Annotated in this window: 11 protein-coding genes; 7 read left to right on the top strand and 4 right to left on the bottom strand. The window is 45.3% G+C overall.

The genetic code is table 11. The features are described 5' to 3' along the window. Positions 1-73 precede the first annotated feature (73 nt). The 3 genes from VF412_RS12080 to msrA all read left to right on the top strand — a co-directional run bounded on the left by VF412_RS12080 (position 74) and on the right by msrA (position 3395). The gene (locus VF412_RS12080) at positions 74-1429 is read left to right on the top strand and encodes a hydantoinase/oxoprolinase N-terminal domain-containing protein (RefSeq protein WP_331339502.1); all 1356 of its coding nucleotides are present in this window, start codon (positions 74-76) and stop codon (positions 1427-1429) included. 4 nt (positions 1430-1433) lie between these two features. Beyond that, positions 1434-2834 carry a hydantoinase B/oxoprolinase family protein gene (locus VF412_RS12085; RefSeq protein WP_331339503.1) on the top strand — a complete coding sequence of 467 codons (1401 nt, stop codon included), beginning with the start codon at positions 1434-1436 and terminating at the stop codon, positions 2832-2834. 63 nt (positions 2835-2897) lie between these two features. Continuing rightward, positions 2898-3395 carry a peptide-methionine (S)-S-oxide reductase MsrA gene (gene msrA, locus VF412_RS12090; RefSeq protein ID WP_331339504.1) on the top strand — a complete coding sequence of 166 codons (498 nt, stop codon included), beginning with the start codon at positions 2898-2900 and terminating at the stop codon, positions 3393-3395. Here the strand turns inward: msrA and VF412_RS12095 are convergent. Then, positions 3392-4504, bottom strand: coding sequence for a DUF948 domain-containing protein (locus tag VF412_RS12095; protein WP_331339505.1), 1113 nt, complete (start codon positions 4502-4504; stop codon positions 3392-3394). The genes msrA and VF412_RS12095 overlap by 4 nt on opposite strands. A 656-nt stretch (positions 4505-5160) precedes the next feature. Continuing rightward, entirely contained in the window at positions 5161-6366 is a 1206-nt protein-coding gene (gene ilvA, locus VF412_RS12100) for a threonine ammonia-lyase (protein ID WP_331339506.1), read from the bottom strand. A gap of 465 nt (positions 6367-6831) precedes the next feature. Between ilvA and VF412_RS12105 the strand changes: the two genes are divergently transcribed. The 4 genes from VF412_RS12105 to tpiA all read left to right on the top strand — a co-directional run bounded on the left by VF412_RS12105 (position 6832) and on the right by tpiA (position 10009). Next, positions 6832-8013 carry a hypothetical protein gene (locus VF412_RS12105; RefSeq protein WP_331339507.1) on the top strand — a complete coding sequence of 394 codons (1182 nt, stop codon included), beginning with the start codon at positions 6832-6834 and terminating at the stop codon, positions 8011-8013. Next, positions 8010-8420 carry a hypothetical protein gene (locus tag VF412_RS12110; protein ID WP_331339508.1) on the top strand — a complete coding sequence of 137 codons (411 nt, stop codon included), beginning with the start codon at positions 8010-8012 and terminating at the stop codon, positions 8418-8420. Before VF412_RS12105 ends, VF412_RS12110 begins: the two co-directional genes overlap by 4 nt. Before the next feature lie 75 nt (positions 8421-8495). Then, on the top strand, positions 8496-9230 hold the full coding sequence (locus VF412_RS12115; RefSeq protein WP_331339509.1) for a substrate-binding periplasmic protein: 735 nt from the start codon (positions 8496-8498) through the stop codon (positions 9228-9230). A 56-nt stretch (positions 9231-9286) separates the two neighbouring features. Beyond that, complete coding sequence (gene tpiA / locus VF412_RS12120; protein WP_331339510.1) at positions 9287-10009, top strand: triose-phosphate isomerase; 723 nt, start codon at positions 9287-9289, stop codon at positions 10007-10009. Between the two features lie 114 nt (positions 10010-10123). On the opposite strand, the gene VF412_RS12125 is transcribed toward tpiA, so the two are convergent. Both VF412_RS12125 and gap read right to left on the bottom strand, forming a co-directional pair. Continuing rightward, positions 10124-11332, bottom strand: a complete 1209-nt coding sequence (locus VF412_RS12125; protein ID WP_331339511.1) for a phosphoglycerate kinase — start codon at positions 11330-11332, stop codon at positions 10124-10126. Between the two features lie 2 nt (positions 11333-11334). Then, the gene (gene gap, locus VF412_RS12130) at positions 11335-12342 is read right to left on the bottom strand and encodes a type I glyceraldehyde-3-phosphate dehydrogenase (protein ID WP_331339512.1); all 1008 of its coding nucleotides are present in this window, start codon (positions 12340-12342) and stop codon (positions 11335-11337) included. Positions 12343-12470 lie beyond the last annotated feature (128 nt).

Genomic DNA, 12470 nt, shown 5'->3' on the forward strand with positions numbered 1-12470 from the left:
AAAATTACGGCGTACTGGCGGTCAACGTGGAGTTCGCCAAAGCGAATTCATAAGGTATAGAGAGCGTTTAAAAATGCAAAATCGTTTCTTGTTAGGCGTTAGTGTCGGCGAATCCTTCGCAGAGTACTGTCTTTTAGAGGGTACTCAAGTCATCGCTACAAAAAGAGCCTATCTGTCTAGAGAGAACCTAAAGAACTCCCTTCAGCAGTTTATATCAGGTCATAGTGATAAAAAAATCCAAAAGGCCGCCGTTAGCCTGCGAGTATCTGAAAAATTATTGGACTACCACTTAAATGGCGCTGTGGCTCACATTACGACCGAGGGTTTCGAGAACTGGTTGGATTTGCATAAATGCGAATACACGAGCCTAACGACCACAGACCTTAAGTTTTCTTTACGTGAACGCGTGCAGGCCGATGGAACAGTTTCCACTCCATTGTCCATGGAAGAGCTCGAGGCCATCGCTGCAAAATTGGAGATGGTACAAACCAAAAAAGTAGCTCTTCATCTTTTACATGCCTCCATCAATCCTTCCCATGAAACGGCTGCGAAGAATTATTTGATTGAAAAAGGCTTCGAAGTTTTTACTCCCGAAAGAACAGATAATGGTGATGAAGTTTCGAGATGGCGCAAAAACTCTTTGAATGCCACGGTTGCAGGTTTATTTAGCGATTTGAAAAAGGACATCACCGATGCTCTTCAAGGTGCGGTTGATTCTAAAGACATCCACTATCTGAACTCTCAGGGTGAATTCGTTCAAAATATTGAAAGCAATGCCGTCAGCAGTTTAGCCTCCGCTTACTCGGCATTGGCTTTGACTCAGAAAAAAGCAGAACGTGACGTGCTTTATCTGGGCCTCGAAAGCTTCGTTTTGATTTCTTCTAAGACTTGGAAAGCGCAGTGGAATGGTCCTTGGGGTTCTGTCGAAAATAAACACATTGCTTTCCGCGAACTTGCGATTCAACCGACGTTAGAAATCTCCTTGAATGACTTCCAGCGCTTCGATTTCAACTCGAACACTGAAGGTTGGGAACCAGGTCCGATGTTCTTGGGGCGCGGTCAGAAAGCGACATTGATCGACTTATGGGCTGAAAATCCAAAACTTGCTAAAACAGACGGCCTGCAAGATCGCATTATGCCCGCAGGTGTTCAAAAATTTAAAAACTCAATGTTTGCACTTTCTAAAATCAGTCGCGCCCGTGAAAAAGAACTTCCGGGCGTTGCAAAAGAATTGCAAAGTCTTGCAATTCAAAAAGTTGCCATGGAGTCTTTAATGTTCCGTGAAAACAAAGAGATCTTGGTCACAGGCCCTCTGGCAGAGCTTTTCGGCAATGGTTTCAAAAAAGATTCAAAGGCTTCTGTTGAGGCGGATGAGTTTGCACAATCTCATGCATTGGCGATGCTGGGCCAATCCTTGTTGAAAGGTTGATTTCATGTCTTATCAAATCGAGCTTTTTCATTCTTTACTTAATGACTTTCTTCAAGGTGAATCAGCCCTTCTAACTATTGAAGGCGAAGTTCTTGCGGTTCGCGGTGAACATCCAGCGACTTACGGTACACTTTCCGCTGCCGCGGGAGTTGTCGGCAAATATTTAAAACTTCAAGAGGGCGATATCGCTATTTTGAATGATCCTTACAGTGGCGGTAGCACTCTGGACGAGATGACTTTTGTCATGGCGATCTCTGAAGATCTTTTGTGGGTTTCTCGTCGTCCAATGATGAAATCCATAAAAAGTGGCAAGTCCGTCGAGGAAGAGGGTTTGCGTATTCCACCGACTCCCCTTCGTCAACATGGGAAAGTGAATGATGTGATCCTGTCGGCGATGCAGGCGCATCCAGCATGTCCTCCCCATTTTGCCGATTGGATCAAAGCTCAGTTTGCTGAGATGACTTTGAAAACTCAACGTCTGTTTGAGACTCTCGAGGCCACTGGATTTGATATCACCGCTGAATTGATTGAAGACTACCTCGAGCTTTCTAGGAATTTGGCGACACAAAGAATTTCCGAAAATGCTTCGGGTGAAACTCGTGTTGATATCGTTTTAGATAGTGGCGAATTGCTTCGCCTGAATTTGGAAATTCATGAAGGCCGTATTCGTATGGACTTCGGTGGTACTTCGAGTGCAAAAACGATTCATTTGACTGAATCAGCTGCTTTCGGGACGTGCTTCCACACGATCAGTCGTTATTACGGTTTCACTCAATACGCGAACAGCGGGACCTTCTCGACATTGCAGGTGACGAAACCTGCGGGTTGCTGGTTGATGGCGAAATATCCGGCTTCAACTTTAAAAGGTATGAATTCGGGGGTTGCAGCATTGCAAGCAGCCATTGAATTGGCCTTAACCCACATCCATACGAAACGTGAAAAAGCACTTTCGTCATACAGTCCTCTGTCTGTGCAATTGCAAAATCAATCTTCACAAGTCGTTTTCAAATTGAGCGGCGGTCAAGGTGCGAAAGCAACGAAAGATGGCGCCTGCGCGACCATTGAATCTTTGTCTATCGAAAAAATCGAGCGTGAACTTCCACTGAAAGTGATCCGCGCGGATCTCCGCCACTCTTTGGGTGGTAAAGGTAAACACAATGGCGGTCGTGGTTTAATCTTTAAAGTAGAAGCTCTTGAAGACATCCATGCCACTTGGTTATCGGATTTGACTCTGCACAAACCGCGTATTTCTAAAAATTGCTCTCACGGTGATCCTTGTGAGGTGTCCTTGGAATCTAATGGCTCTACAAAGGTCCTTCCAGTACTTGGAACACAATTGATTGCTAAAGGCGACGTGCTAACACTCTGCTCTGGCAGTGGTGGAGGCTTTGGCAAAGCCGAGTAATCTGATATTATAGCCACAAGCTGCTCCGGCGAAGTCGGAGTGCAACCGACCTTGGGGGTGTTTGTGGCTTCGGAAACTGCATATTTAGCTGGCGGATGTTTTTGGGGAATGGAAGATCTTATTCGCAAGCTTCCAGGTATCGAAGACGTTGATGTGGGTTATATGGGTGGCGAACTTAAAAACGCCACTTACAACGACGTCAAGAAGGGCCACACAGGTCATGCGGAAACGGTGAAGATTGTCTTTGATCCAAAGCAACTTACTTACGAACAGCTTCTTCTTTTCTTTTTTAAAATTCATGATCCGACAACGGCGAATCGCCAAGGCAACGATATTGGAACTCAATATCGCAGTGAAATTTTCTATACGTCAGAGGCTCAAAAAGCCACGGCTGAAAAAGTGAAAGAGCGGGTTGATAAATCCGGTGCCTGGGGAAAACCAGCCGCCACGATCATCGATAAGGCCGGTGACTTCTGGAAAGCGGAAGACTACCACCAGGATTATCTTGTGAAAAATCCTGGTGGTTACACTTGCCACTTTGTTCGTCGTGTCGAGTTCTAGTCTTTTTGCAGATCTGCGATCATTCCCAACAACTTAGTTTGGGAAGCAGCCATCGCAGGCGTTTGATTCGTTTTCGTATTCTTCACTTTCATGTTTTTAAGAAGGTGAAGAACTGTGCTGTCCATCACAGGTTTGATGCCGATCTTCTTTAAGAATGCTTTCGCTTCTAAAGCCTGACCAATCACTTCAGTTTGCAAATACTCAAGTTGAGTGGCGCTGTATTTATCGATTTCAAAATCCCAACCGACATAAGCCATTTTTGCTTGCTCGATTTTATTCATCTCGCCAAGTCTTGCAACCGCATCAATAAAGATCAATGGGAACATGCTGATACGAGTTTGAATAAGTTGTATCGCTTTATCTTCATGAGCTTGAATCTCACGAATGTAACCCGTTTGCTCTTGATCGTGAGATGCCATCAAGGCTTCTTGAGTCATTGTGTACATGCTCATTGTCTTCAAATCTTTTGTCATTGCTTGAGCGCGATTTTCTTTGCGATTGATTTGATGCATGCCTGCCGCCATCGCATTGAAAGAAGCCAAACGATTTTCTTTTGAAGAAATATCTTTAGGATCTGGTTGCGCTGTCACACTGATGCTTTTGTCACGAGGTCCAAGGCCTTCAATTTCCATATAGAACTCTTGAGCCGCCTGTTGACCTAGCTTTTGACGAGCCCCTTCATCCAAGTCCTGCCCTTGTGCATTCCAAAGTTGGAATTCAAAAGCCATAAAGTACTTATAAGCTTCAGATACTTTCTTATAGAGTGTCGGAGCTTCAAGAATAGCTTTGTAACCATCACGACGAAGTTGTGCCGCATTCCCCTGGCGAAGAGTATCGTACAACTCGTCCATCGTATTTTTCAAAGCCTGCATTTTATCCTGCAAGGTCTGCATCTTGTTGTTCATTTCGGCAGTGGTTTGATTCATCTCTGCCGTTGTCTTATTCATTTGTCCCGTCGTATCGTTCATTTGCGACGTGGTTTTACTCATCTTGCCCGTGGTCTCGGCCATCTTTTGAGTGTCGTCATGCATGTCATCGACTTTTTTAAGTTCGCCACAACCTGCAAGCATCGCCACCGTCAAACCTGAGATTAGAACTGTCTTCTTCATGGGACCACCTCGTAAAAGTGTTTAGAACTTCGACAGAGGCCCTCATTAGTCACGAGGGATCCTCTTAAAAAGCTCCGTATTGGATCTTATATTTCTTCGAGCAAGTACTCTAACCAGAGTCCAAATCGTGTGCCACTTCCTGTAGTTATCTTTCAATTGCGAGTCTTCGAATCTGCGGGGGCCTTCCTGCAAGGCAGGGGTAGGCTTTTATATTTATCCCCGTGCTTCGATCGGCACGCCTTCCGGGCTCGGTTGCCAGCACGACTTCGTCGTGGTGCGCGCCATCGTGGCGCCGGCAAAGGCCGCTCTTCGACGGGGATAAATATAAAAGCCTACCCCTGCCTTGTAGAAAGACCCCACTTCGATCGTGGATTCGAAGTTGGTGGGGATATGGGTGTGAGGAATAGAACGACAACCTTTGATTCTAGGAATGCACTGATTTTTTATTTTTATTCAAAGATGTGAACGAAAGGATAGAGGCATGGTTCCCTCTTCCTATCTCACCGAAGCGAGGCCTTTGCCGGGGCATGGATGCGCGAACCGCATCGCAGATGCGGCGGCAACAGAGCCACGAAGGCGTGCCTCGCGTAGCGTGGGATAGGAAGAGGGAACCATGCCTCTATCCTTTCATTCCCCCGCACTATGAACAAACGAACTTAAATAATTTTAGCGCCGATAGCTTCCAAAGCACGCTTGATGCGTTCAACGTGTTCGATACTTGATGTTTCCAAAGTGAAGTCGATGCGAGTTTCACGAAGAGCAAGTCCTTGCGATACACGATCGTGTTTCACTTCAAGAACGTTGGCCTTTTCAGTCGCAATCACTTGGGTCAGACGACTTAAGTTTCCCGGAAGGTCATCCACGATCACAGACAACTCACAAAGGCGACCGCGTAGGATTTGACCGCGATCGATGATTTTGCTGATGATATTCAAGTCGATGTTACCGCCGCTGATAATGATGCAGCATTTTTTCCCGAGACTGAGACCATGGTGCATAGCTGCTGCCAAGGCTGCGGCACCAGAACCTTCGGCTACGGTTTTAGTTCGCTCCATCAAGAACACGATGGCTTCAGCGATTTCGTCATCACTGACTGTAACAACTTGGTCCACGTACTTCGAGATAAAGCTTTCGTACATCACTGGCGATGGGTTTTTAATCGCGATACCGTCTGCGATTGTTGCGGCTCTTTTCTTTTGTGCTTCTGCGGGTTGTTTGTTGTAAAGGTTCGCCATTCCTGGCGAACGATCACTTTGCACACCGATCACGCGACATTTTGGATTGATCGCCTTCACCGCCAAAGAGATACCACTGATCAATCCTCCACCACCGATAGGAACAATCACACAATCAAGATCAGGAACTTTTTCCAGAATCTCGAGACCAATAGTCCCCTGACCAGCTATGACGTAAGGATCTTGATAAGGATGTACGAATGTATAGCCATGATTTTTTTCCAGGCTTTGAGCGTACTCATAGGCCTCATCATAGATTTCACCTTTGAGCACAACGTCAGCACCATACGAACGAGTCGCACTGGCCTTACTGATTGAGCAGTTTTCGGGCATCACGATGGTGGCTTTCACTCCGGCCAAAGAGGCTGAAAGAGCCACGCCTTGTGCGTGATTTCCTGCAGAGCTTGCAACCACTCCGCGGGCTTTTTCTTCGGCTGTTAGATTTGAAATTTTATTGTAAGCACCACGGAACTTGAAACTGCCCGTGCGCTGAGTATTTTCGAATTTAAAATAGACTTCGCTTCCCAGAAGCTTGCTCGCACTTATCGAGTGACTCATCTCTGTCGAACACATAACACCGTCTAATAACTTGCGAGCATTTTTGATATCTTCTAAGGAAACTTTCATTGAAGTCAGGACTCCCAATATACTGTTAACCCCCACACGGGCGGGTACTCTTTATGGGGCAGCACGGTCTCCGCCGTGGTGGAGTAATTACTTGAATTGGTGAGCCCCATGGCCCTACTCTCGTCGAAAAAATAAAACGGCGCAAGATGCTTTCCACAGCATTCGCAAGTCGTCACAAGTTTGCCTTCTAAGGAATTAGTCGCACCACAAATGTGGCAAACGCGGAAGTGTGTTTTAACGTTCATATTCTTCCCTTCGCTTTCACTTATCATAGAGGGATCACCATTCATCAGCAAGACGCCGTCTCAATTTAAGTTATTGAATTTACGAATGAATCTGTCTAATGACTTTTCGCGAAAGACACAAAAAGGAGGCCTTTTGCCCACTTAGGACCAAAGCCGGGATTTTCTCGGCTAGCCTTAGATTTTACTCATAAACACCGACAAGACTATTAGGAGTATCAATTTGAGTTTATTCAGTCGCATTCTACGTATTCTGATTGTCCTGGCACTGCTTCCAAGCTTTGCCCTCGCTGATATTCCTCAGGAACTTCAAACTGTCATCCTTGAAGGAAATTTGTACGGTCACTCGTCTGTTGATTTTAGAAAAAATGCGAAGAACATCACGTCTTTAATTCCAGAAGGAACTGAAGGTACCGTTTTAGAAACCCGCAAGCTTTCTCGCACAGGATCTTACGGCGTTCGTATTCGCATTAATAATGTCAGCAAAAACCTTGGAAAAACAACGGCCAAAAAAGATGACGAAGTGTGGGTTTACTATTCACAAAAAGATCCTTGGCTGAGCTTTCAGGATAAAGCTGGCGAAGACATTCAAGACCCGGAAGAAGCATTAACAAGCAGAGCAAAACGCGATGGCGTCGCTTTGTCTACCGAAGGCATCGTTCAAAATCCAAAACTTCCAACTAAAAAAGAAGTTCAAGCGCGCACCCAGCAGATTGAAAAAGAAGTTGATGCTCGTGCCGCAGAAAAAAAAATCGACCCTAATTTGTTCATGACAACCGATAAGACCTTCACTGAAGGTGGCTTCCTCGAAGTATGCAAAACCTGCTCTAAGAATGGCGAAGTGATAGATAAGAATTTAAGCGATATCAAAGACGTTGCCACCGTGACTTCGGGTCGCGAGCCAGCCCGCGATCCCGGCAATTTGTGGGCAGACGATCCTTATATTTCTGCCTATTCAAATAGCCAGAATGTTGCAGATATGATTAAGGCTGCAAAAAAATCAAAGTCCGCAAAATCCAGAAAGCTTTGCTATCGCTATGTGAAAAATGCGATGCTTGCTGGAAGTATCATCGATAGATACCCTCCTGGCGGTCGAGCGAAAGATGCCGTTGCTGACTTAAAAGCGCAGGGCATGACGAATTTGCTCGATAATCCAAAATACAAAGACTTGATTAAAACTCCTGCGGACGTTCCAAAGGGTGCTATCATTGTTTATAGCACTGGTGAAAGCAAAGAGGCTGGTCACATTGAAATCAAAACTGATAACGGTGACAAAGGGACTTACATCAGCGACTACGAATCTAAAAATAGCGTTCAACAATCTGTTAAGGGTTTGTATAAGCAAAAAATTGGCAAGCCTTATAAAATTATTGGCGTTATGATTACTCCACCGGAGGATTTATGATCAGAATCAGTCTTTTGATCATCACCCTGCTTTTTTCTGGAGTGGTGTTTGCCGAATACAAAACACAAGACGCTATTCTCAGTGACTTTAAAAAATATTCTGCTGCAGATGCTAAAATGGGCAATGAACATCTTGCAGATATGGTTGTAAAGGTTCAGCAGGCTGTCGACTTCGCAATGAAAAACAAATCGACCTCAAATGATTTGCTTCGTGAAATCGGTCGAGTGTCGTCAATTACTTTAAAAAATGATCCAAGTGCCGCAGTAGGTGAAGTTCTTGTGCCACTTTACAAAAGAGATCCCGCTGCTTTTGAGAAATCTTTAAAATCTCTACCTAAAACAGATGCCCGTGAAGTGATCCGCGCAGTCAAGGACGCAGTCAAAGAACAAGACTCAGGGAACGGCTAAGTTCCCTCTCTGTTTGTCTTCATCGAAGACGCAGAGATCCTTTCCTTCTTGCCACTCTAATGCTGAAATAATCAGGTGAGAAAAATATTTTTCATCGCCTTGGTTTTGACTTCATTTCATTTTGGTCTTCCCACATTTGCGACGACCATCGACACTTCATTGCCTAAACGAAAATTGCGGATGGCCTATACAGATTTTCCGCCCTTTCAGGAGGAAACTCCTCAAGGTCCCCGGGGCATTATTGTCGATCAAGCCAAAAAGATCGCCGAACAAGCCGGGTACGAGGTTGAGATGATTCACGTCCCCTTTAAACGCATGCAATCAGAGCTTGCCTCAGGCAACGTCGATATTTGGATTGGGCTCACCCACTACAAAGAATTCAAAGGCAACACGTTGATCGGAAGAAAGACCGTACTGAGTTTAGAATTGATGACATATTCGATGAATCAAGAAATCATGGCGAAAGATTTGAGCGAGCTAAAAAAATATCGTCTTATTACTTTCTATGGTTACACTTACGGTGGCTTGGCGGACGAAATTCACGATCCCAAGAATCATTTCAATTTCATTGAAGTGAAAGACAACGACCAGGCCTTGCATCTTTTAAAGAGCCGGCGCGCCGATGTCTTTTTAAACTATCGCCCTGTGATGGAGACCTGGCTAAAGGACTCTCCCCAGCCTCAATTGAAAAGTCATCTTTTCAAAGCTTTCCAAGCCCATATCGCGGTTTCTCAAAAAACTCCGGATGGACCGGAAATTTTAAAAAATCTCGAACAGGTGCTTCCGAGTCCCGTAGCTAATGCTCCGTAGCCTTGATCTTCCTTTACCTGCAGTGATAGGCTTTGGGCTCACACAAAGGAAGAACTATGAAAAAGATTTTTGCTGCCAACTGGAAGCTTTTTAAAACTCCCGCTGAAACACGCGCTTTCTTCAAAGCTTTCAAAGAGGTTTCATCAAAAGCCACAGGTCAGTTAGTCTTCTTCCCTTCTGCTATTTCATTGGAAGCGGCTCTTGAGACGGTTCAAGGTTCTAATATCAATATCGGCGCACAAAACTGCTATTCGCAAATGCAAGGTGCCTTTACTGGCGAAAACTCTGCACAAGTTGTGAAAGAGCTTGGTGGAAAATATATTTTAATCGGTCACAGTGAACGTCGCCAAATTTTTGGCGAGTCAGATGCATTGATCGCCGACAAAGTGGCAGCGGTCCAAAACTTAGGCTTAATACCGATGTTGTGCATTGGTGAAACTTTGCAAGAGCGTGAAGCCACTCACACCTTCCGTGTCCTTGAAACGCAATTATTACTGGGACTTTCAAAGGCAGATAAGACAAAACCCATCGTGATCGCCTACGAACCGGTATGGGCTATCGGCACTGGCAAAGTGGCGACTCCTGAACAAGTGGCAGAGACTCACACCGATGTTCAAAACATCCTGACGAAGATGGGCTTCTCGGCCCCGATTCTTTATGGCGGCAGCGTCAAACCAGACAACGCAGAAACTTTAATAAAGCAACCTCACGTCAGTGGCTTCTTAGTTGGTGGCGCTTCTTTGGAAGTCGATTCATTTATCAAAATCGCTTCGGTTTAGACGGCGGATGCTGGCAGAGCTAGGGCGGCTAAGGTCCGCGCTAGCTAATGCAACTTCAAATAAAAAAGGCTGAGATTTCTCTCAGCCTTTTTTCGTTTTAACTTTTAAAAAATCTTATCTTACGCGAGTGCGCAGGATTTCAAGGCCTGGAAGTTTATCACCTTGAAGGTATTCAAGACTTGCACCACCACCCGTCGAGATGTGAGTCATCTTGTCAGCAAAGCCGGAAGCCTCTGCTGCCGCTGCTGAATCACCACCACCAACGATCTTGATCGCTTCACTTTCAGCGATAGCTTGAGCCACACCGAAAGTTCCCTTTGCAAATGCCGGATTTTCGAAAACGCCCATGGGGCCATTCCAGAAAATGGTGCCAGCAGATTTCAAAGCCGCAGAATAATTTCGGATCGTTTGAGGACCGATATCAAGCCCCATCTCGCCTTCTGGAATATTCACATCTTTAGTTGTGTGGGCATTTGCCACATCACCAAAAGCTTTCGAAGCGACGTGATCTACTGGAAGCAAGATCGTTTTGTCGCGAGCCTGAATACGTTCGATCATCTCTTTAGCGTATTTAACTTTGTCAGTTTCTACCAAAGAGTTTCCAACTGCGTTGCCTTGGCCCTTCAAGAATGTATAAGCCATTGCACCGCCGATGACGAAACCGTCGACGATGTCCATCAATCTTTCGATGACAGCGATTTTGTCAGAAACTTTGGAGCCGCCCATAACCGCTATGTACGGACGCTTTGGATTCTGCAACAACGAGTCTAGCATTGTGATTTCTTTTTCGATCAAGAAACCAATACCTTTCTCTTTCATCACAGAAGGAAGTGCATGGATCGTCGCATGGGCACGGTGTGAGGCACCGAACGCATCATTGATGTACACTTGCGCGTAGTTGGCGATTTTTTGTGCGAATTCGATAGAATCCTTTGTCTCGCCCTCTTCATAACGAACGTTTTCGAGCATGATCAATTGATTCTTTTTCAAGGAAGGAAGCAAATGAACCGGAGCATCTGAATCTGGCTCTTCAACCAGAATCACTTCCGCGTCCAACAAAGTTTGCAAACGCTTCGCTACGGGCTCAAGAGAGAACTCTTTGTCGTCTTTAGATTTTGGGCGACCTAAGTGAGAAGCCAAAACAAGCTTCGCACCTTTTTCCATACAGTAACGAATTGTTGGCAAAGAGGCAGTGATACGATTTTCATCCGTGATCTTGCCGTTCTCCATTGGAACGTTCAAATCAAGACGAAGGAAAACCACTTTTCCTTCAAGTTCAAAATCGCGAACTGTCTTAATACCTTTAAGTCCGTTGGAAGACATTCTTACAGACCTTTCTTAGCCATATGAAGAGCGACATCAACCATGCGGTTTGAGAAGCCTGTTTCGTTGTCGTACCAAGAAAGAACTTTCACCATGCGAGGACCAACAACCATTGTTGTTGCAAGGTCTACGATAGAAGAGTTTTTGTTGCCATTAAAGTCAACGCTGACAAGTTCCTCTTTTTCTACAGCCAAGACACCTTTCAATGCGCCTTCGGAAGCTTTAATCAAAGCAGCATTGACTGCTTCTTTCGTCACGTCTGTTTTCGCTTGGAATGTGAAGTCCACCAAGCTCACGTTTGGAGTTGGAACACGTACAGAGATACCGTCGATACGACCTTTCAGCTCTGGCAAGACCAAGCCTACGTTTTTCGCCGCCCCTGTTGTTGTCGGGATCATGCTAACCGCTGCAGCACGTGCACGACGCAAGTCACTGTGAGGAGCATCCAGGATTTTCTGGTCATTTGTGTAAGAGTGAACAGTCATCATTGTACCGTGTTCGATACCGAATGTTTCGTTCAATACTTTCGCCAAAGGAGCCAAGCAGTTCGTTGTGCAAGATGCATTTGAAACTACGTGGTGAATAGCGGGATCATAGGCCTCGTGGTTGATACCGTACACCATTGTGATGTCGGCACCTTTTTCAGCAGGGCCTGAAACTAAAACGCGTTTCGCGCCGGCTTTAATGTGTTGCATGAAATCGTCTTTAGTTTTGAAGACGCCTGTGCACTCAAGAACCAAGTCAACTCCCCAGTCTTTCCAAGGAATGTCTGCTGGATTTTTGTGTTTAGTTACGTGAATTTTTTTGCCGTTCACGATCAAGTTTTCGCCGTCAGTTTTCACATCAGCATCGAAACGACCATGGGCAGAATCGTATTTCAACAAGTGCGCATTGCCTTCAAGGCTATCCAAAGAGTTGATTCCGACAACATCAAATTGTTCGAAACCTGCGCGGAAAAGAACACGGCCGATACGACCAAAACCATTAATACCAACACGAAGTTTTGCCATGGGTAAGCTCCTTTATTTTAAACGAACCCAATATCAGGCTTTGGATAAAAAAAAGCCAGTCTAGACACTGTGTCCTAGACTGGCTTTGCTATAATTACAAGGCTTTGACGCCGATTCCGAGAGCTAAT

The sequence above is a fragment of the Bdellovibrio sp. genome, from assembly GCF_036384735.1.
In the GTDB taxonomy this organism is placed as follows: Bacteria; Bdellovibrionota; Bdellovibrionia; order Bdellovibrionales; family Bdellovibrionaceae; genus Bdellovibrio.

Coding starts and splice junctions, on each gene's coding strand:
- tpiA (WP_331339510.1), top strand. CDS start 9,287: ATGAAAAAGATTTTTGCTGCCAACTGGAAGCTTTTTAAAACTCCCGCT.
- gap (WP_331339512.1), bottom strand. CDS start 12,342: ATGGCAAAACTTCGTGTTGGTATTAATGGTTTTGGTCGTATCGGCCGT.
- VF412_RS12095 (WP_331339505.1), bottom strand. CDS start 4,504: ATGAAGAAGACAGTTCTAATCTCAGGTTTGACGGTGGCGATGCTTGCA.
- VF412_RS12110 (WP_331339508.1), top strand. CDS start 8,010: ATGATCAGAATCAGTCTTTTGATCATCACCCTGCTTTTTTCTGGAGTG.
- VF412_RS12085 (WP_331339503.1), top strand. CDS start 1,434: ATGTCTTATCAAATCGAGCTTTTTCATTCTTTACTTAATGACTTTCTT.
- VF412_RS12080 (WP_331339502.1), top strand. CDS start 74: ATGCAAAATCGTTTCTTGTTAGGCGTTAGTGTCGGCGAATCCTTCGCA.
- ilvA (WP_331339506.1), bottom strand. CDS start 6,366: ATGAAAGTTTCCTTAGAAGATATCAAAAATGCTCGCAAGTTATTAGAC.
- VF412_RS12125 (WP_331339511.1), bottom strand. CDS start 11,332: ATGTCTTCCAACGGACTTAAAGGTATTAAGACAGTTCGCGATTTTGAA.